The following is a 20084-nucleotide window of genomic DNA, read 5'->3' on the forward strand; positions in this document are numbered from 1 at the left end:
CACACTTGAAAATATTGCTGATCAACCCGAACACCTCGGTGGAAATGACCGACCGCATGGTCGCGACGGCCCAGTCCGTGCTGGCGCCGGATGCCGAAATCGTCGCGTACACGGCAACGCGCGGCTTTCCCTATATCGCCAGCCGTGCCGAAGCGATGATCGCCGGCGGTATTACCCTCGAAATGCTGGCCGAACATCACCATGGCTGCGATGCCGCGGTGATCGCCGCCTTCGGAGACCCCAGCCTGATTGCCGCACGCGAACTCTTCGAGATCCCGATCACAGCCATGGCGGAAGCGGCCATGCTCACCTCCTGCATGCTGGGCGAGCGTTTTGCCATGCTGACCTTTTCGCGCACGCTGGTCGCCTGGTACGAGGACGCGGTCGGCGTCACCGGCCTCACCCACCGCTGCGCCGCGATCCGGGTGCCGGATGTCAGCTTCCAGTCCGTCTCGACGGTGCAATACGAACTGGAAAACGAGATCGTGGCATTGGCGGAAACCACCGTGAAGGAAAACGGTGCCGATGTGCTCATTCTGGCCGGCGCACCGCTGACCGGTCTTGCCCAACGCATCGCGCATCGCGTGTCGGTTCCGCTCGTCGATCCTCTTGCGGCGGCCGTCAGCCAGGCTCAGACGCTGGCGCGGATGAAGCCCAGGGCAGCGAGCGCCGGTCGTTTCGCCCGGCCGGGTCCCAAATCCGCTGAAGGCCTGTTTCCACCGCTGGCCGCCTGGATCGAGCACAAGCCGGCGCTCGCTCAGGGCCTTGGCGGTGTCTCTGCGAAACTCATGTCCTGACGTGGCAGAAAACAGCGAGATGAAAAGTCGCATCCTTCTCTTCAATCCCAACACCAGTACAGCGGTGACGGCCGATATGGTCTCCCTTGCAAGGGAGAGTGCCGGCGCATGGGCCGATATCGAGGGTCACACGGCCGAATTCGGTGCACCCATCATCCTCAATTCGTTTGACCTGGAGACGGCCGGTCGCGCGGTGGAGGCCTTTGCCGAGCGGATGGCCGAAACGGGATGGCCGGGGCAGGGCGTTGTCATCGGTGCCTTCGGGGATCCCGGACTGGCCTCCCTGCGGCTGCGTGCGCCGGTGCCCGCTGTCGGCTTCGGCGAATCCGCCATTGCCGCCGCCGGCGTGGGCGGGCGCGCCTTTTCCATCGTCACGACGACCCCGCAGCTCGAAGCATCAATCCGGCAGCAGGTCGAACACTGCGGCGCCAGCGACAGCCTGCGATCGATCCGGCTGACGCCGGGCGTGCCGGAAGAGGTGATGGGAAGCCCCGACCGTCTGGACCGGGAACTCGCCCAGCTGATTGACACGGTGATGGCCGAAGATGGATCGCAGGCCATTCTGGTCGCGGGTGGACCGCTCTCAGCCTCCGCAAGGCGTTTGGGCGCGCGATTTGCGCTTCCCATCATTGATCCCGTGACGGCGTCGTTAGCTCGGCTGGGCGAGATGTTGCACCGGGTGCAAAAAAGAGGACATGTGGGATGACAGCGTTTGATACCATCATCAAGGGCGGGACGATCGTCACCGCCGCCGATCGTTACAGGGCCGATATCGGCATCAGCAACGGGCGGATCACGGCGATTGCCGCCGAACTCAGCGGTGCCGGAACGGTCATCGATGCGAGTGGCCTGCTGGTGCTGCCGGGCGGGATCGACAGCCATGTGCATCTCTCACAACCCTCGTCCGATTCCTCGGTCATGGCAGATGACTTCCAAAGCGGAACGCGCGCCGCGGCTGCCGGTGGCACGACCACTGTGCTTCCCTTCGCGTTGCAGAAGAAGGGGCATTCCCTGCGGGAGGCCGTTGCCGCCTATCATGCCGAAGCCGACGGCAAATGCCATGTCGATGTGAGTTTTCACCTCATCATCTCCGATCCGACGCCTCAGGTTCTGGGGCAGGAGTTGCCGGCCCTGATCGAGGCCGGATACCGCTCGTTTAAGGTGTTCATGACCTACGACGATCTGGTGCTGAACGATCGGCAGTTGCTGGAGGTCTTCGCCGTCGCCGGCCTTCATGGCGCGACCGTCATGGTGCATGCCGAAGGGTATGATGCCATCCGCTTCCTGTCGGAGAAGCTGGAACGGGAGGGGCATGTCGCGCCCTATTATCATGCGATCTCACGACCGGAGATCGTTGAACGGGAGGCAACGCACAGGGCCATCAGCCACGCGGAGATCACCGGCATTCCGATCGTCATCGTGCATGTGTCGGGCCGCGAGGCTCTGGAGCAGATCCGATGGGCGCGTGCGCGGGGTCTGAAGGTCACGGCCGAAACCTGCCCGCAATACATTACCCTCACGGCAGAAGACCTGCACGATCTCAACATGGATTTCGACGGCGCGAAATATGTCTGTTCGCCGCCGCCTCGCGATGCGGCCAGCCAGGCCGCCATCTGGCAGGGACTGACCGATGGCACGCTGGAGCTCTTCTCGTCCGACCACTGCCCGTTCTTCTTCCAGGATGCGCAGGGCCGCGGCAAGGATACGCCGAAGGCGCGGACATCCTTCCGCTGGGTTCCGAATGGCATTCCGGGCGTCGAGACACGCCTGCCGATCCTGTTTTCCGAAGGCGTCAGCAAGGGCCGCATCAGCCTCGAAACCTTCGTCGCGTTGACGGCGACCAATCACGCGAAGACCTACGGCCTCTATCCCCGCAAGGGCACGATTGCCATCGGCAGCGACGCGGATCTGGTTCTGTGGGATGCGACACGCCAGGAAACCATCCGGCAGGCAAACCTGCATCATGGAAGCGATTATACGCCGTGGGAGGGTTTCGAGGTGACCGGCTGGCCGGTGGTGACGATCCTGCGGGGTGAGGTGGTCATGAAAGACGGCCAGATCCTCAACCGCCCCGGCGCCGGCGCGTATATCAGTCGGTCCCGTTCCATCGACTGATCTCGCAGAGGGGTATTGCGGAGTGCCCGAGGCTCCGCTGGATCACGGTCCAGGGCGGCAACCTCGATGATCCCGTAGGACTGAAAGCCATGCCCGGCACGACGCCGGGCCGGGCATTTTCGTTCGGTCCGACCGTATCAACGACCGTTCTTCTGTCGCCATTCGGCGTAGTCTGCCTGCACCTGGTCGGAGGTCGGCGGATAAAGGCCGATGATCGCGGCACCGGCATTGACCTTTTCCAGAACGAAATCCTCAAAGCTCTCCATGCCGGCGCACTCCTGTGCGATCTCGTCGGCGAGGGCCGCCGGAATGACGATCACGCCGTCGCCGTCCCCCAGCATCACGTCGCCGGGGAATACGGCGACGTCGCCGCAGGCGATCGGCACGTTGATGTCCAAGGCTTCGTGCAGCGTCAGGTTCGTCGGCGCGGACGGGCGCTGGTGATAGGCCGGCACGTCCAGTTTGCCGATCCCCTCCGCATCGCGGAACCCGCCATCCGACACGACACCGGCACAGCCGCGCTTGGCAAGCCGGGTCACCAGGATCGATCCGGCCGACGCCGCCCGCGCATCCTTGCGGCTATCCATCACGAGCACGAAGCCCGGTGGGCAGGTTTCCACGGCAACACGCTGCGGGTGATCGGGATTGCGGAAGACGGTGATCGGATTGCGGTCCTCGCGCGCCGGGATGTAGCGCAAGGTGAAGGCCTGGCCGACCATGTTGCGCCCCTTCCAGGCGACGGGCTGCACATTCTGGATGAACTGGTTGCGAAGGCCGCGCTTGTAGAGAGCGGTCGCAACCGAAGCGGTCGAGACACGCAACAGCGCGTCGCGGGTTGTGTCGGAAAGAACGTAGTCCGTCATGTGATGCCTCTCTCGGGTGTCAGTAGATGACCGGTTCATCGACCGGACGGCCGAATTCGGTCTTGAGGAAATCGAAGTCGCAGCCCTTGTCGGCCTGTTCGATGTGCTTGGTGAACATGTAGCCGTAGCCCCGCTCGTACCGCGGCTCCGGCGCGACCCATTCGGCCTTGCGGCGGCTGAGTTCCGCCTCGTCCACCAGCATGTTCAGGCTGCGCGCCGGGATGTCGAGTTCGACGGTGTCCCCCGTTTTCAGCAGGGCCAGCGGTCCGCCGACATAGGCTTCCGGTGCGGCATGCAGCACGCAGGCGCCGAAGGAGGTTCCCGACATGCGCGCATCGGAGATCCGCACCATGTCGCGAAGCCCGAGCTTCAGGAGAGCCTTCGGCATCGGGATCATGCCCCATTCCGGCATGCCCGGTCCTCCCTGCGGACCTGCATTGCGCAACACGAGCACGGTGTCCGGCGTCAGCGGATAATCGGGATCGTCGATGATCGCCTTCAGCTCCGGATAGCTGTCTGCCACCAGTGCCGGGCCGCGATGGCGGTGGAACTTCGGATCACAGGCCGCGGGTTTGATCACCGCGCCGTCCGGGCACAGATTGCCCTTCAGAACGGCCAGCGACCCCTCGTGATAGACGGGGTTGCTCAAGGGACGGATGACGTCCTCGTTCCAGATCTTCACCTCATCCAGCCCCTCCGTCAGCGGCTTGCCGGCCACGGTGATGGCGGAGCTGTCGAGCTGATCGCCCAGTTGCTTCATCAGCGCCCGCAGCCCGCCGGCGTAATAGAAGTCCTCCATCAGGTAGCTGGTCCCGGAGGGACGGATATTAGCGATGACCGGTGTCGTGCGGCCGATGCGGTCGAGATCATCCAGCTGCAGCGGAACGCCGGCCCGGCGTGCCATGGCGATCAGGTGGATGATTGCATTGGTCGAACAGCCGGTGGCCATGGCGACCGTGACGGCATTGTTGACCGCCGCCGGCGTTATGATCTCACGCGGCGTCAGGTCCTCCCATACCATATCGACGATGCGGCGGCCGCACTGGGTGGACATGCGCTGGTGATTGGCGTCAGCCGCCGGAATGGAGGAGGCGCCGGGCAGTGTCAGGCCCATCGCTTCGGCAATCGCGGTCATGGTCGAGGCCGTGCCCATGGTCATGCAGTGGCCGTAGGAGCGGGCGATGCCGCCCTCGATGCCCTGCCACTCCTGCTTGGAGATTGTGCCGGCGCGCCGCTCATCCCAGTATTTGAAGCCGTCGGTGCCGGAGCCGAGGTATTTCCCGGCATAATTGCCCCTCAGCATCGGGCCGGCCGGCAGGTAGATGAAGGGAAGGCCCATGCTGACCGCGCCCATCACGAGGCCCGGCGTGGTCTTGTCGCAGCCGCCCATCAGCACGGCGCCGTCCACCGGATGCGACCGCAGCAGTTCTTCCGTCTCCATGGCCAGCATGTTGCGGTAGAGCATGGTGGTGGGCTTGACGAAATTCTCCGACAGCGACAGGGCCGGCAGTTCCATGGGAAAGCCGCCGGCCTGCAGCACGCCGCGCTTCACCCATTCGACGCGGTCCTTGAAATGCATGTGGCAGGGCTGAGCGTCCGACCAGGTGTTGAGGATGGCGATGATCGGCCGGCCCTCCCAATCCGCGGGATCATATCCCATCTGCATGGTGCGTGAACGGTGGCCGAAGGAACGCTGGTCATCCGGCACCATCCAGCGTGCGGATCGCAGCGAAGCATAGGTTCGACGAGGCTTCATGATCTATCCCGTAAATGTAAAGGTGAACCAGACCAGCACAACGGTGGCCAGTACAAAGACGATCTCCGGCAGATTGCCGAAATCCGGTTCACCGGCATGATTGAGGGCGAATTCCGCCGGGCTGATGTCTTCATCGCCCTTCAGAAGATCGTGGTTGATGTCCTTTTCCTTGGTCATCGGTCATCTCCTCAGTTCAGCAGGGACGGAATGAACAGCGCGATCTGCGGAAACAGCAGGACCAGCATCAGGCCCACGGACTGGAGCGCGATGAATGGCAGAACCGCGCTGAAGATGTCCTGCAGGGTCACCTCTTTCGGCGCGACCGATTTCAGGAAGAAGCAGGCAGGACCAAAGGGGGGCGAGAGGTAATAGATCTGGATGTTCATCGCGAACAGAACGCCGAACCAGATGGGATCGAAGCCCAGATCAATCACCACGGGCGCGAAGATCGGCACCGTAATGAACAGAATGGCGATCCACTCCAGAAAGGTGCCAAGCACCATGACGATCATCATCATCACGACGATGACGGCGAGCGGCGGAACGTCGAGCGCAGTCAGAAGCCCGCGAAGAAATTCCCCGCCGCCGATACGGTTGTAGATGCCGATCAGAGCCACCGCCCCCAGCACCAGCCAGATGATCGAGCCGACGGTCAGCACCGTCTGGCGCATGGCGTCGCGCATCTTGATCCAGGTCAGTTCCTGCCGCACCATGGCAACGATGACGGCACCCACGGCGCCGATGGCCGCGGCTTCGGTCACGGTCGCCACGCCGGAATAGATCACGCCAAGCACGGCGCCGATCAGGATGCCGGGCAGGATGACACCCTTGAGGAACGGCAGGCGCTTGACGAAGGGAAGTCCGGTCTCGGGGATGTCGTAGACGGGTGCAAGCGCCGGATTGAGCCGAACGCGGACCAGGATGTACGTGATGTAGAGCGAGGCGAGCAACAAGCCCGGCCCGATGGATGCGGCAAACAGGCCGGTAATCGAAACCTGTGCGGCGAGACCGTAGACGATGAGGACGACCGACGGCGGAATGAGCGTGGCCAGCGCGCCGGCGGCGCAGATGATGCCGATCGCCAGTTTCTTGTCATAGCCGAGGCGCAGCATCTGCGGCAGCGCAATCAGGCCAAGCATGACGATTTCACCGCCCATGATGCCCGACATGGCGGCAAGAACCACCGCGACGATGCAGGTCTGGACGCCCACGGAGCCCCGGAAGCGTCCTCCCATGATGGCCATCGACTCAAACAGCGAGTGGGCTATGCCCGATCGTTCGAGGATATTGGCCATGAAGACGAAGAAGGGAACGGAGATCAGTTCATACTTGTGCAGCACTTCCGTCACATTGGCGGAAACGATGAAGAAGCCGGCCCTTTCGCCGAAATAGAGGATGGCTGTGCCGAGCGAGACAAGCAGCGTGGTGATGCCGAGCGGAATGCCGATGGCCATCAGGCCCAGCAGCGCCGCCACGATCAGGAGGGTGATGTATTCAATGCCCACCGGCGGTCTCCTTCTCGGTCCCCTGGAACCAGCGGATGATGTTGGCGGCAAGCTGCAGCAGGTAGAGCACGCAGCCGACCAGAAGCAGAACCTTGAGATAGCTTGGCTGCATGGAGTTCATGGCGGTGCCGGAATATTCAGGCCGTGCAAGCACCTTCAGGGCAGGCCCCCAGACCGCACGGGCAAGCACGGCGATGGCTATGGCCGAGGCCAGAAGCTGAACGAGCCGGAAGATGTGCCAGACCCTCTCTCCCACGAGGATTTCGAGCATGGTGATGGAGATGTGGCGCTGCCGTTCGGTGACGTAGCCGACCGCCAGAACCCAGGCCGTCGCACACAGCGTCATCGACAGTTCCGTCGACCATGTGGTCGGGCTGTCGAAACCGTAGCGCATCACCACTTCCAGCGCGGAGGCGATAATGCATGCGAAGAACAGCACGGAACAGCCGTGCCCGACAAAAACGCTGACGCGGTCCATCATCACCGCATAGCGTGCAAACAGGTCCCTCATGACCCCCTCCGGCAAGATGTGGAGCGGCCCGGCCGAGGGTCGGCCGGGCCCGCAGGTCTTACTTCTTGATCAGGCCGATCGTCGTCATGTAGTCGAGGTTGGCATCGAGCGCCTCGCGTGCCAACGCGCTCTTCGAGGCGAACTTGACCCATTCGGCGCGGGCAACCTCGCGCAGTTGGTCGCGATCCTCCTGCGCCCAGTTGATCACCTCGATCTTGCCGCCGGCGGCATCTGCCTTGGCCTTTTCCTGATCCTGCTCATCGACTACCTTGGTCAGATCTTCCATGGCAGCGTACCACCAGGTGCGAAGGGCCTTCTGGTCGTCTGCTGACAGCGCATCCCACTTTTCCTTGTTCATGGTGAACTGCATGAGCGGCATGGAGTGAATGCCGGGATAAAGCGGGTAGGGCGCAACGTCGTGCAGGCCTGTTGCGACATTGTTGACGTAGGCCGAGGCATCGGCGGCATCAACGATGCCCTTTTCCAGGGCGCCATAGACTTCCGAGAAAGGGATCGAGACAGGGCTGGCGCCCGCGGCCGCAAAGACGGCGGAGGCAAGACCTTCCGGTGCCCGGATCTTCTTGCCCTTCAGGTCCTCGAAGGTGCGGATCGGTGTGCGCGCCGGAAGCGATTCGCGGCTGTAGGGGCCACAGGCGATGAGGTGGACTTCGCCACCTGACACGCTGTCGAGGATCTTCTGCTGCATGGCCTCGCCTTTGCCGTCGCGGCAGAAGCCCAGCATCTGTGCCGGCGTGTCGTATCCGGAGATGAGATCGGCCATGATCGCAAAGGCAGGCTCGATGCCTGAGAAATAGTTGACCGAGGTGAAATCGCCGTCCAGCACGCCGGCCGACACCGCCTCGATGGTTTCCTTTGCGGGAACAACGGATGCATTCGGTGTCAGCGTGATTTCGACCCGTCCGCCGGTCTGAGCCTTGATCTTCGGAAGCCAGTTCTGCGTCAGATACTGCATGGAGAAGTCGCCGGCGTTGAACGACGACTGGATGGAATAGTTTTCGGCCTTCGCGACCGATGAAATGGCGAGCGCAGCGCAGCTCGCGATGAGAAATTTCTTGAACACGACCGATGTCCTCCCTTGGTGCTCGGAGACCTCCATCTCCTAGTTCTAGTGCACTAAAATATTAGTTCACGCCTGTCAATGGCTGCGCTAAGATAGCCTCGAATAAGGAGTAATCGCATGGTTCAAAATGCCGGGGCCGGAGCCGCGGGCGTCCAGACACAGGGAGGTGCATTGCGGCGGACCTCGACATCCCACGAACTCTACAAGCGGCTGCGCGACCGGATCGTGTCGCTGGAGTTCCTGCCCGGTGCCCCGTTATCTCGGACGGAGCTGGCCGCCAGTTACGGTGTCAGTCAGACGCCGGTGAGGGATGCGCTGCAGATGCTGGAGAAGGAGGGCCTTGTCGTCGTCTTCCCGCAATCGCGCACGGAGGTGACCCGCATCGATCTGGCGCAGGCGCGGGAAACGCAGTTCCTCCGCATGTCACTCGAGCTGGAGGTTGTCCGCACGCTCTGCATCCGCAATGCCACGCCCGCGGTCGAGCGCGCGGCGCGTCTTGTCCAGTTGCAGCACACGGCACTCACCGTTGACGCAGACCTCGAACGGTTTGCGGCGCTCGACCGGCAGTTTCACTACCAGATGTTCGAGGATGCCGGGGTGCTGGATCTTTGGGAACTGGTTCAGTCCCGGTCCGGCCATATCGACCGCCTGCGCAAACTCAACCTGATGGACCCCGGCAAGGCTGCGACAATTCTCGTTGCGCACCAGGAGATCGTTACGCAGATGCGGCAGTTTGATGTGGCCGCGACCCAGGAGGCCGTCCGCCGCCACCTTTCGGGCACCTTGGCGCAGGTCGAGGAAATCAAGCGGGCGCACGCAGGCTATTTCTAGCCGGTCACTCCGTTTCGGGCGGGGGCCTGCCAGCACGTTTCGGAGGCACCCCCGCCCATACGCTGTCTGAAAGGCAGGGGTGTGATCGGCTGGTCGAAAACAGCCGGCGTCGTTCAGCCAAGATGGCGCTTGAACCAGTCGATCGTCCTGTCCCAGGCGAGCTTGGCGGCGGCTTCGTCGTAGCGGGGCGTCGAGTCGTTGTGGAAACCGTGGTTGACGCCCGGATAGATGTAGGCCTCATAGGTCTTGTTGTTGGCCTTCAAGGCCGCCTCATAGGCCGGCCAGCCTTCGTTGATCCGCGTATCGAGCTCCGCATAATGAATGAGAAGCGGCGCCTTGATCCGCGCGACGTCTTCCGTCCGCGGCTGGCGACCGTAGAACGGCACGGCGGCGCCGAGTTCGGGATAGGCAACGGCTGCGGCATTGGCCACGCCGCCGCCATAGCAGAAGCCGGTAATGCCGACCTTGCCGGTCGATTGCGCGTGGTTCATCAGGAATTCGACCGCGGCAAAGAAGTCGTTCATCAGTTTCTGCGGATCGACGGTGGCCTGCAGCTCACGACCCTTTTCGTCGTTGCCGGGATAACCGCCCACGGATGTGAGGCCGTCCGGGGCGAGCGCAATGAAGCCGGCCTTGGCCACCCGGCGGGCGACATCCTCGATATACGGGTTGAGGCCGCGGTTTTCGTGAACCACAACCACGGCCGGTGCCTTGCCTTCCAGCCTGGCCGGTTTGACGAGGTAGCCGCGCACCTCGCCGTGCCCCTTTTCGGAGGGATAGGTGATGTACTCCGGAAGGATGTCCGGATCGGTGAACTCCACCTGCTGGGCCAGCGCATAATCGGGCGACAGGGATGCGACGAGCGCCGCTGCCGTCACGCCGCCGACGGCAAATTTCGCCGCGCGGTCGAGAAACTCCCGCTTGGTGATCCTGCCATGGGCATAAAAATCGTAAAGTTCGAGAAGTTCCTGCGGAAAGTCCTTCGCCGTCAGCCGTTCCATCTGCGTGTCTCCCGTTGGCTCGCTGCTGTATTTCACCACAGTCTTCGCCTCGACGCCTACGGTGGATCGTTGAACGGGGCCCGATCCCGGTCACGATTGTGTCAGCAGGTTCGAGGGCTCCGGTCCCGCCAGTAACGAGCATCCTGCCATACGCTTTCAGACGGGCAGGCGGGTGCGGCTTTCCTGGTTGAGATACTGCAGTTCCGCCGCGCTGTTCGGCACGGTCAGCGTGAACCGGCTGCCCTGGCCGGGGCCGTCGCTTGCCGCCGACACCGTGCCGCCATGCAGTTCCACCAATTGCTTGACGAGCGCCAGACCAATGCCCAGCCCGCCATGCGCATGTTCGAGATGGTCATCGACCTGCTCGAACAGCCGGAAGATGGAGGCTGTCGATTCCGGCGTCAGGCCGAGCCCGTTATCCTGCACGGTGATCGAGACTTCGTTTCCCCGCTCCTGCATGGAAATCTCGATCTCGCCGCCATCTGGCGTGTACTTGGCCGCATTCGTGAGAATATTGGCAATGCACTGGGTGATCCGCACCTGATCGGCAAACACATCCACGGGATGGGCGGGAATATGGGCCGTCAGCCTGTGCCCCTTTGCCTCGATGGCCGGCTGCGCCATCTCCAGCGCCGCGAGAACGGCGGTCTTCAGATCGAAGGCGCTCCTGCGCAGCTCGATCTTGCCCTTGGTGATGCGGGAAATGTCCAGAAGGTCATCGATGAGGCGCACCAGATGCGCCATCTGGCCTTCCATCAGGCCGCTGATCTTCTCGGCCTGCGGGCCGTCCGGTTTGCGCAACAGAAGCTTCAGCCCACCATGCAGGGCCGCCAGCGGATTGCGCAGTTCATGCGCCAGAACCGCCAGGAACTCGTCCTTGCGCTTGTCCGCCAGTCGCAGCGCTTCGGCCTGTTCGTGCAGCGTGTCCCGCTGCTCGGCAATCTTCTGGCGCTGCCGGTAAAGCTCGAAGAAGACCTCCGTCTTGCTGCGCAGGATATCCGGTTCGATCGGCTTCTGGATAAAATCGACGGCGCCGGCCTCATATCCCTGAAAACGCCGTTCCGGGCTGTGGCTGCCGGCAGTGACGAAGATGATCGGAATGCGCCGGGTCCGCTCGTTGCCGCGCATCAGTTCCGCCAGTTCGAAACCGTTGAGGCCCGGCATCTGCACGTCGATCAATGCCAGCGCCACATCGTGGTGCAGCAGAAGTTCCAGCGCCTCGTCACCGGACCGCGCCTTCAGCAGATGAAGGTCCTCGCGCCGCAGAAGGGCTTCCAGCGACAGGAGGTTTTCGGGCAGGTCGTCGACGAGCAGAAATTTGACAGGGCCACTCATGCGGCAATCCCCTGCAGGTAAGATGCAATGATATCCACCGGAAGAACGAGCGCCTGCGGGCAGGCAGCAAGCGCGGCCTGCGGCATGGCCCCGGCATAGGCGCCGTCGGGGTCCTGGACGATGACCGTGCCACCGGCGGCGGCGACGGCCTTCAACCCCTGGGCACCGTCATGATTAGCGCCGGTCAGAATGATGCCGATCAAGGACTTCCCCCAGACCTCGGCAGCGCTTTCGAAGGCCACGTCGATCGACGGTCGGGAAAACAGGACCTGATCCTCGTCGGAAAGCGCTATCGTTTTCGTATCCTCAATCAAAAGGTGATAATCCGGCGGCGCGAAATAGATGACGCCTGCCTCGATCGGCTCCTTGTCCTCGGCCTCCACCGCGCGCAACCGGCATTTCGCGTCGAAAATCGACGCCAGAACGCTGCGTTTGTCGGGCGGGACATGGACAATGACCAATATGGGGCGAGGGAAGTCAGAAGCAAGCTTTGGTAGTATCACGGACAGCGCTTCTAGTGCGCCGGCCGATGCTCCGATGATGACTGCCCCGCCAGCTGTCTCCATCATGTCCCAGCCCTCTGGTAGATCTTCTCCTCCCGGACAAAATCCCGAAACGCATCGGCATGGGCCGAAAACCGCAGAGTCTCCTTGGCGCCGAGACCGAGAAAGCCGTTGCGCGGCAAGGCATCCTTGAACAGCCCGATCGCCCGGTCCTGGAGATCCCGGTCGAAATAGATCATGACATTGCGGCAGGAGACGAACTGCATTTCGCCGAACACCTGATCTGTCACCAGGCTGTGGTCGGAAAAAACCACCTGCCGGCGCAGGCTCTTGTCAAAAACGCAGCGATTGTAGCCGCTGTGATAATAGTCGGACAACGACGTCTTGCCGCCGGCGCGCCGGTGGTTTTCGGTAAACAGCCGCACCCGCTCCAGATCGTAGATGCCGGATTCGGCCTGGGCAAGCGCTTCCGGGTTGATGTCGGTCGCGTAGAAGATCGTCCGTTCCTCCAGACCTTCCTCGCGGAACAGGATGACGAAGGAATACAACTCCTCGCCGCTGCTGCAGCCGGCAATCCAGACCTTCAGCGAAGGATAGGTGCGCAGGTGCGGGATGACCTTGTCGCGGATCGCCTGGAAATAGCTCGGGTCGCGGAACATCTCGCTGACCTGCACGGTGAGGTAACGCAGGAGGACAGGCAGCAGATCCGGATCATGCAGCGCGCTTTCCTGCAAGGCGGAAATCGTCTGGAAGCCGAGTTGCTCTCGCGCCTGACGCAGCCGCCGGCGGATCGAGGCCATGGCATAATTGCGGAAATCATAATGATACCGGTGGTAGAGCGCATCGAGCAGCAGGCGGATCTCGATGTCCTCGACCTTTTCGAACGTCTCGGTCATTGCGGCATCCAAACGCGAACGAGCGACAGGAGTTTCTCCACGTCGAGCGGCTTGGCCATATAATCATTGGCGCCGGCTTCGATGCAGCGCTGCTGGTCGTCCGGCATGGCCTTGGCGGTCAGCGTGATCACCGGCAGCCGCTTCCAGTTCGGATTGTTGCGAATGTGCCGCGTGGCCGTCAGACCGTCCATCACCGGCATCATCACATCCATCAGCACGAGGTCGATCCGGCCGTCCGGCGTCGATTGGGATTGCTCCAGCTTCTGCAGCGCTTCTTCGCCGTTACGGGCAATCTCAACGAGGGCGCCGCGCGGTTCGAGGATATTCGTCAGCGCGTAGACATTGCGCACGTCATCCTCCACCACCAGGATGCGGCGGCCCTCCAGCAGTGCATCACGGTTGCGTGCCTTGCGGATCATCTTCTGCTGCTCGTCCGGCAGTTCGGAGACGACCTGGTGGAGGAAAAGCGTGACCTCGTCCAGCAGCCTCTCCGGCGACTTCGCGCCCTTGATGATGATCGATTTGGAATAGCGGCGCAGCTTCTGCTCTTCTTCGCTGGAAAGGACCCGGCCCGTGTAAACGATCACCGGCGGGAAGGAATGCAGCCCGTCCTGGCTGATCGTCTCGAGAAGGTTGTAACCGGAGGCATCCGGCAGAGACAGGTCCAGCACCATGCAGTCGAAGGTCTGCTCCTTCAGGAGTTCCAGACATTCCGCTGCCGTTCCTGCTCCGACGGTTTCCACATCATGCGAGCCGATCAGCTTGGCGACGGCCTCGCGCTGAACCTCGTTGTCTTCGACAATCAGGACGCGCCGCACGTTCTGCGAGATCTTCGCGTCGAGCGATTTCAGCACCTCGACCAACTGGTCCCGTTGAACGGGCTTCAGTGCATAACCGATGGCGCCGAGCGACAGGGCCCGCTCGGAATAATCATCCGCGGAGACGATGTGGATCGGGATATGGCGCGTGCGGACATCGCGTTTCAGGCGGTCGAGCACGGAGAGGCCGGATTGGTCCGGCAGGCCCACATCCAGCACAATGGCGCTCGGCATGAACTGCCGCGCCAGCTCCAGCGCCTCCTGGGCGGTGCCGGCGACCAGCGCATGGAACTTCATCTCGCGGGCGAGATCGCGCAGGATAAGGGCAAAACTCTGGTCGTCCTCGATGATCAGCAGCTTGCGGGCATTGTCCGGAACCTGCTTGCGGTCGTCCTCGACAATCTGCACCAACTCGCGGCGGGCGGGCTTGGCCGAAGGCTTCGGCTCGGCCGGCGTCTCGGCGGCAAGCTCGATGTCCGGCGCCCGCACCCGCACCAGCGAGGCGTTGAAGATCTGCGGCACGATGATGGTAAAGGTGCTGCCGGCGCCCGGCTCGCTCTTCAGATGGATCGTGCCGCCCAGCAGGCGAACGAGCTCACGCGAAATGGAGAGGCCAAGCCCCGTGCCGCCGAACCGGCGGCTGATGGTGCTGTCGGCCTGGTGGAAGGCTTCGAAAATTCGCCGCTGCTGATCCTCGGCGATCCCAATTCCGGTATCCGTTACGGAAATGGCGATCTGATTGTCGCTCAACGGCTGGACCGAGAGCGTGACACTGCCTTTTTCGGTAAACTTGATCGCATTGGCGATCAGGTTCTTCAGCACCTGTTCCAGCCGCTGTGCGTCGGTTTCAAGGACGGGAACGACGTCGTCGGCGACGCTGACCTTGAATTCCAGCCCCTTGGTGCTGGCCAGCGGATCAAAGAGCTGGCGCAGCGTGTTGACCGTCCGTTCGATCGACACGGGCTCGGGCCGGATTTCCACGTGACCCGCCTCGATCTTCGACAGGTCGAGAATATCGTTGATCAGGTTGAGCAGGTCGTTGCCGGACGACTGGATCGTCTGGGCATATTTCACCTGCTCGGGCGTCAGGTTTTCGTCGGTATTGTCGGCGAGCAGCTTGGCCAGGATCAGCGACGAGTTGAGTGGCGTGCGAAGCTCGTGCGACATGTTGGCGAGGAAGTCCGACTTGTAGCGGCTGGCCTGTTCCAGTTCCTGCGCCTTCAGGTTCATGGAGACATTCGCTTTTTCCAGGTCGTCGCGCTGGCGCTCCAGTTCCTGTGCCTGCTCTTCCAGCTGCGAATTGGTCTGCTCCAGCTCCACCTGCTGTTGTTCAAGGCGCGCCTGCGATTCCTTCAGCGCCCGGCCCTGCTCCTCCAGTTCCTCGTTGGAGACGCGCAGTTCCTCGCCCTGGACCTGCAGTTCCTCGGCCTGGCGCTGCGTCTCGTGCAGAAGTTTCTGCAGCTCGGTGCGGAATTCCGCGGAGCGGATGGCGGTCGCGATCGTGCCGGAGGACTGTTCGAGAAGCGCCAGGATGTGGTCGCCGACGGGATTGAGGAAGCCGAGCTCGTACACGGCCTTGATCTCGCCGTCGATGAGGGCCGGCGACAGGGCGAGGAACCGCGGCTTCTGCTGGCCGAGCGTTGAGCCGAAGGCGATGTAGCCATCCGGCACCTCGCCAACCGCGATCGGCCGGTGGTCCGCCACCACATGGCCGAACAGGCCATCGTGTCTCTGGATCCTGTCGGGCAGCGCGGTGCCGGGCGGAACGCCGAAGGTCGCGGACAGCCGATAACGATCCTCATCCTCGACATAGATCGCGCCGGCAACGGCACCGACATAGTCGGCAAGGAAGCGCAGGATGTTTTCGCCCACCTCGTTGGTCGTCTGGTCGCCGATCACGGCATTGCCAAGCCCCACCTGAGCCTGCTGCATCCACTGGTCGCGGCGTCTCGCAATCGTCGCCTGGCGCATCAGCGCGCCGACGGTCAGGGTCAGAATGATGCCGAGCGCGCCGGATAACAGGCTGGTGGCGAAGGCCACCGTATAGGCATTGTTCATGCCGGCGACGCGCACTGCGCGTTCTTCCGTTTCCGCGGCCCGGATATCCGAGATCAGCGAGCGGATGGCATCCATGTCGGCCTTGCCGCGGTCCGAATTCACCCGCGTCAAGGCGGCCTGGGCACCCTGGGCACGGAAGACGTCGATCGTTTCCTGCAGTTCCGTGAACTTGGAGGCGATGTAGCTCTTCAGTTCGCCAAAGCGCTGCTGCTGCGATCCATTCTCGCCGATCAGTTGCTCAACCGAGGATAGGCGGCTCTGCAACTGGGCGCCCGCCCGATGATAGGGCTCGAGATACCGCTCATTGCCCGTCAGCAGATAGCCGCGCTGCCCCGTTTCCGCATCCTGTACATCGGACAGCAAAAGATCGATGCCGACAATGACACGGTGCGTCTGGATGACCTTGTCGTTGCTGTCGCGCAGCAACTGCGTGGTGTAGACCGCGACCGTGGTGCTCAGGATGAAGAACAGCAGGGCCACGGCGAGGCTGACGACAACAAAGGGTTCTAGGCCCAGTGTGCCCTTGTTGTTAACGGCAGCGCCTTTTCTATGCATCGGCTTGTCAGCACTTTCGAGAATGTCAGCCTTGTGCTGGTTCGTTGACGGGCTCTGCGTCTGGCAGGGGAGCATCCGTACGAGCAGGACGTAAGCTTGGATAAAGACGGGGATCGGATCGACGTCCCATAGCTAGGGTTCGCCGGTGCAGAGTCAACGGATGCGTGAACTGCATTATCAACTTTTCCGCGGCATTGCGTGTCCCGGGTGTCGAGACGGGATGTCCGCACAAAAAAGCGCGGGCGTGCAAAGGGCACGCCCGCGCTTGCAAGGGACCTGCAAGAGCAATGGATGATCAGCGCGCCGCCCAGTTGGCGCCGCGGCGGAAGATCTCGCGCATCTGCGGGACCTCGAATTCCTTCGCCACATGGCCGAGCGACGAATAGAAGACGCGGCCCTTACCATAATGCCGCTTCCAGACGACCGGCATCACCACGCCGTCGATCCAATACGCATGCTCTCTCGTGAACGTTGTCGTTGCCAGAACCTCGTTGGAGGGATCGACATGCATGTAATACTGTTCGGAGTGATAGGGGAAATCGCTGATCCCCTCCATCAGCGGATCATCCGGACGGGTGATGTTGACCGTGTAGTCGATGATGTTGCCGGGATGGGCGACCCATTGTCCGCCCACGATGAACTGGTACTCCACGCATTCCCGGAACGCATCGCCCGCACCGCCGTGATAGCCGGCGAAGCCGACGCCGCTTTCGATTGCGGCGGCAAGGTTCTTGGCTTCTTCCTTCTCGATCTTGGACATGGTCATGATCGGCACGATCAGCGACAGATCGTGGATCGACGGATCGGCAAACGCCTCCGTGCTGCGTTCGACATAGACCTTGAATCCATCCTCCTGCAGCAGATCGCGGATGATCTCGGCACATTGTTCCGGCTCGTGGCCGCTCCAGCCACCCCAGACGATAAGAGCCTCGCGCATGGTTACTCCTCCTGATCCTTGAACTGTTATCGGGCCAACCGGCCGTCGATGAGCGAGACCGACAGGGGCGCCGGTCGTTCGGTCTTGGTCCTGATGTCGATGGTCGTGCCGCTGTCGGCAGCGCGCTGGAAGGCCTCCATGACCTCCAGCACATGCAGCGCCAGATCACCATTGGCACGGTGCGGGCGGTTGCTTCTCAAGCCATGCGCCATGTCGGCCACGCCGATCGACCGGTAATTGCCGTCCGCATAGGGGCGGGTCGTCTCCTGCGGCTCGAGGCTGCCGCCCTTCTTCAGGTAGTCGATCTGCCCGCCGAAATGGTTCGGATCCGGCACGATCAGCGTGCCGTCCGTGCCGTAGATCTCGAGCGGCACATGTTTGTGACCGGCCACGTCGAAGCTCATGCCGATCTGCACGACCGCGCCGCAATCAAACGCCATCACGCCCGCCACATGGGTCGCGACGTGAACAGGGATGGTCTGGCCATTACGCGGCTGGCTGGTGATCAGCCGCTCCTTGCGCGGCGAAATGGCAAAGCCGGCGACCCGCGAGACGGGACCGAGCAGATTGACGAGGTCGGTAATATAGTAAGGCCCCATGTCGAGCATCGGCCCGCCACCAACCTCGTAATAGAAGTCGGGATTGGGGTGCCAACGCTCGTGGCCTGGGCACATGAAGGTGGCCGTGCCGCCGACCGGCGTTCCAAGGACACCGGCATCGATCATCTCGCGGGCCGTCTGGTGCGAGCCGCCGAGGAACGTGTCCGGTGCTGCTCCGATCCGAAGCCCCTTGGCCCTTGCTGCCTCCGCAAGTTTCTGCCCCTCGGCAAAGTTGATGCCGAGCGGTTTTTCCGAATAGGTGTGCTTGCCGGCATTGAGCGCCTGCATCGCCACCGCCACATGCGCCTTCGGCACCGTCAGGTTGACGATGATCTCGATCGCCGGGTCCTGCATCAGGTCCTCGACCGAGCGGGCCTGCAGGCCGAATTCGGCCGCCCGCTGTTCGGCCAGTGCCGTATTCAGGTCGGACAGGCCGCGAATGTCGAGAATGGGAAACGCGGCCATGGCCTTGAGGTAGGCGGACGAAATATTGCCGCAACCAATGATGCCGATACCAACCTTGTCCATGGATCCTCCCAGAATTCCAGATGCTGTGATTGTTTTCGCTAAAGCTGAGGGGCAGGCGCCGGGCCTGTCGTGCCCCAGGGCGATTCGTAGAGTTCGCAGAGCGCGACGACGGCCGCCCCTTGCGCCCACATCTCGTCGGGCGAGCCGTCGAAGACCAGTTCGGCGATCTCGCGGATCGATGAGGGAATGGCCTGGCGGTAGGAATCCGCCAGCGTTTCGAGAAATACGTCGCCGAGAAGCAATGTCGCACCGACGATGACGACACGTGGCGGGCCGAAGAGCGTGACGATATTGGCGACGGCAATGCCGATCGCTTCGCCGGCCCGTGTGGCGGCGACCGTCAGCACATTGTCCTCGGCAGCCACCAGCGTCTGCGCATGCGCCATGCCCCGGCCAAGCCGCACGGCTTCCGCAAACCGCCCCTGCTGCGACTGTTCACCGAGGATGGCCGGTTCTCCCGCGAGTGCCGTCAGCCGCACCATTTCGGAGAGGCCGGCGCCCATCATCAGGTCGCCGAGATTGTGGCTGAGCCCGCCGGCGCCGCGGAACAACTGCCCGCCGTGCAGAACGCCCAACCCCAGCGTATGCTCGAGCGAGACCAGCACCATGTCATCCAGGTCTCGGCCCTTGCCGAACCAGTGATGTGCCAGCGTGATGGCGTGGGAATCGCTTTCGACGATGGTCGCGACGCTCAGCCGCTCCGTCATCTCGCGGGCGAAGTCGACATCCGGTTCGCTGAGGATCGGGCTGGAGCGCACAAGGCCGGTGCGATGCTCCACGACACCCGGGAAGCCGATGCAGACGCTGTCGATGTCTTCCAGGCTGAGGCCGGCATCGACGACGCAGCGGCGCACGCCGTCCTCGATCAGATCGCTGATGACGCCGACCGGCTGGCGGTTGACGCGGATCGGCAGCGACAGCTGCGAGATCACTTCACCACAGAAATTGGTCACGACGAAGACCATCTGATGCGCCGCAATCTTCGCGCCGACAACGCGCGCGGCATCCGGGTTGAGCTCCAGCATGACGCGCGGCCGGCCTCTCGCAGCGGCATTGCGGATGTCGCCCTCGTGGCGGGTCAGGATCAGTCCGTCGTCCAGCAGTGAGGCCGTGATGGCGGAGACCGTGGTGGTGGACAGCTGCGAACGTTCGCTGATTTCGACCCGCGATATGGGGCCGTGGCGCCGGATCGTGTCCAGGACCGTAAAGCGATTGATGGCGCGCATCAGTTCCGGGTCGGCAGTTTTCATGGAAGGCTGAGTGCTCGCATCGTGATGAATATATTCGCTATCCGGACAAAAATAAGCGGCAGGTTTGCCCGGCTGTCAACGTGCTTTTACGCGAAGTGCGAATTTTGTGCACTTTGTCGGTTGACAGGAGGACACGGTTCGACAG

18 protein-coding genes are annotated in these 20084 nt (G+C 62.6%); 4 read left to right on the forward strand and 14 right to left on the reverse strand.

Going from position 1 to position 20084, the window contains the following annotated elements; translation table 11 throughout:
• The first annotated feature begins 5 nt into the window (after nucleotides 1-5).
• Genes G6N78_RS23310 through hydA form a run of 3 tightly spaced genes read left to right on the forward strand, consistent with a single transcriptional unit; the run spans nucleotide 6 to nucleotide 2912 of the window.
• On the forward strand, nucleotides 6-797 hold the full coding sequence (locus G6N78_RS23310) for an aspartate/glutamate racemase family protein (RefSeq protein WP_165224561.1): 792 nt from the start codon (nucleotides 6-8) through the stop codon (nucleotides 795-797).
• A gap of 19 nt (nucleotides 798-816) precedes the next feature.
• Nucleotides 817-1503 carry an aspartate/glutamate racemase family protein gene (locus tag G6N78_RS23315; RefSeq protein WP_165224563.1) on the forward strand — a complete coding sequence of 229 codons (687 nt, stop codon included), beginning with the start codon at nucleotides 817-819 and terminating at the stop codon, nucleotides 1501-1503.
• A complete protein-coding gene (hydA, locus tag G6N78_RS23320) occupies nucleotides 1500-2912 on the forward strand; it encodes a dihydropyrimidinase (protein WP_165224566.1) in 1413 nt (470 codons plus the stop codon). Before G6N78_RS23315 ends, hydA begins: the two co-directional genes overlap by 4 nt.
• Nucleotides 2913-3049: 137 nt before the next feature.
• Here the strand turns inward: hydA and G6N78_RS23325 are convergent, their stop codons facing one another.
• From G6N78_RS23325 to dctP, 6 genes are read right to left on the reverse strand one after another with little or no spacing between them, the layout of a single operon-like run.
• On the reverse strand, nucleotides 3050-3775 hold the full coding sequence (locus G6N78_RS23325) for a ribonuclease activity regulator RraA (RefSeq protein ID WP_165224569.1): 726 nt from the start codon (nucleotides 3773-3775) through the stop codon (nucleotides 3050-3052).
• Between the two features lie 19 nt (nucleotides 3776-3794).
• A complete protein-coding gene (araD, locus tag G6N78_RS23330; RefSeq protein WP_165224571.1) occupies nucleotides 3795-5531 on the reverse strand; it encodes an L-arabinonate dehydratase in 1737 nt (578 codons plus the stop codon).
• Nucleotides 5532-5534: 3 nt separating this feature from the next.
• The gene (locus G6N78_RS23335; RefSeq protein ID WP_165224575.1) at nucleotides 5535-5708 is read right to left on the reverse strand and encodes a hypothetical protein; all 174 of its coding nucleotides are present in this window, start codon (nucleotides 5706-5708) and stop codon (nucleotides 5535-5537) included.
• Nucleotides 5709-5719: 11 nt separating this feature from the next.
• Nucleotides 5720-7036, reverse strand: a complete 1317-nt coding sequence (locus tag G6N78_RS23340; protein WP_165224578.1) for a TRAP transporter large permease — start codon at nucleotides 7034-7036, stop codon at nucleotides 5720-5722.
• Nucleotides 7026-7547 carry a TRAP transporter small permease subunit gene (locus G6N78_RS23345; RefSeq protein WP_165224581.1) on the reverse strand — a complete coding sequence of 174 codons (522 nt, stop codon included), beginning with the start codon at nucleotides 7545-7547 and terminating at the stop codon, nucleotides 7026-7028. The genes G6N78_RS23340 and G6N78_RS23345 overlap by 11 nt, the downstream gene beginning before the upstream one ends.
• A gap of 58 nt (nucleotides 7548-7605) precedes the next feature.
• Entirely contained in the window at nucleotides 7606-8628 is a 1023-nt protein-coding gene (gene dctP, locus G6N78_RS23350; RefSeq protein ID WP_234906025.1) for a TRAP transporter substrate-binding protein DctP, read from the reverse strand.
• A gap of 117 nt (nucleotides 8629-8745) precedes the next feature.
• Here dctP and G6N78_RS23355 point away from each other — a divergent pair, with 117 nt between their 5' ends.
• A complete protein-coding gene (locus G6N78_RS23355) occupies nucleotides 8746-9459 on the forward strand; it encodes a GntR family transcriptional regulator (protein WP_165224587.1) in 714 nt (237 codons plus the stop codon).
• Between the two features lie 113 nt (nucleotides 9460-9572).
• On the opposite strand, the gene yghX is transcribed toward G6N78_RS23355, so the two are convergent.
• The 8 genes from yghX to G6N78_RS23395 form a co-directional block, all read right to left on the reverse strand.
• Entirely contained in the window at nucleotides 9573-10460 is an 888-nt protein-coding gene (gene yghX / locus G6N78_RS23360) for a YghX family hydrolase (RefSeq protein ID WP_165225448.1), read from the reverse strand.
• A gap of 156 nt (nucleotides 10461-10616) precedes the next feature.
• Nucleotides 10617-11795, reverse strand: coding sequence for a hybrid sensor histidine kinase/response regulator (locus G6N78_RS23365; RefSeq protein WP_165224590.1), 1179 nt, complete (start codon nucleotides 11793-11795; stop codon nucleotides 10617-10619).
• Nucleotides 11792-12364, reverse strand: a complete 573-nt coding sequence (locus G6N78_RS23370) for a chemotaxis protein CheB (protein WP_165224593.1) — start codon at nucleotides 12362-12364, stop codon at nucleotides 11792-11794. Before G6N78_RS23370 ends, G6N78_RS23365 begins: the two co-directional genes overlap by 4 nt.
• Nucleotides 12361-13194 carry a CheR family methyltransferase gene (locus G6N78_RS23375; RefSeq protein ID WP_165224596.1) on the reverse strand — a complete coding sequence of 278 codons (834 nt, stop codon included), beginning with the start codon at nucleotides 13192-13194 and terminating at the stop codon, nucleotides 12361-12363. The genes G6N78_RS23370 and G6N78_RS23375 overlap by 4 nt, the downstream gene beginning before the upstream one ends.
• Nucleotides 13191-16625 carry a response regulator gene (locus G6N78_RS23380; RefSeq protein ID WP_165224599.1) on the reverse strand — a complete coding sequence of 1145 codons (3435 nt, stop codon included), beginning with the start codon at nucleotides 16623-16625 and terminating at the stop codon, nucleotides 13191-13193. The genes G6N78_RS23375 and G6N78_RS23380 overlap by 4 nt, the downstream gene beginning before the upstream one ends.
• A 295-nt stretch (nucleotides 16626-16920) precedes the next feature.
• Nucleotides 16921-17562, reverse strand: a complete 642-nt coding sequence (locus G6N78_RS23385; protein ID WP_165224602.1) for a ThuA domain-containing protein — start codon at nucleotides 17560-17562, stop codon at nucleotides 16921-16923.
• A 26-nt stretch (nucleotides 17563-17588) separates the two neighbouring features.
• Entirely contained in the window at nucleotides 17589-18689 is a 1101-nt protein-coding gene (locus G6N78_RS23390; protein WP_165224604.1) for a Gfo/Idh/MocA family protein, read from the reverse strand.
• 38 nt (nucleotides 18690-18727) lie between these two features.
• Entirely contained in the window at nucleotides 18728-19939 is a 1212-nt protein-coding gene (locus tag G6N78_RS23395) for an ROK family transcriptional regulator (RefSeq protein WP_165224606.1), read from the reverse strand.
• Nucleotides 19940-20084: the final 145 nt, after the last annotated feature.

The organism is Allorhizobium pseudoryzae, assembly GCF_011046245.1.
Taxonomy (GTDB): Bacteria; Pseudomonadota; Alphaproteobacteria; order Rhizobiales; family Rhizobiaceae; genus Neorhizobium; species Neorhizobium pseudoryzae.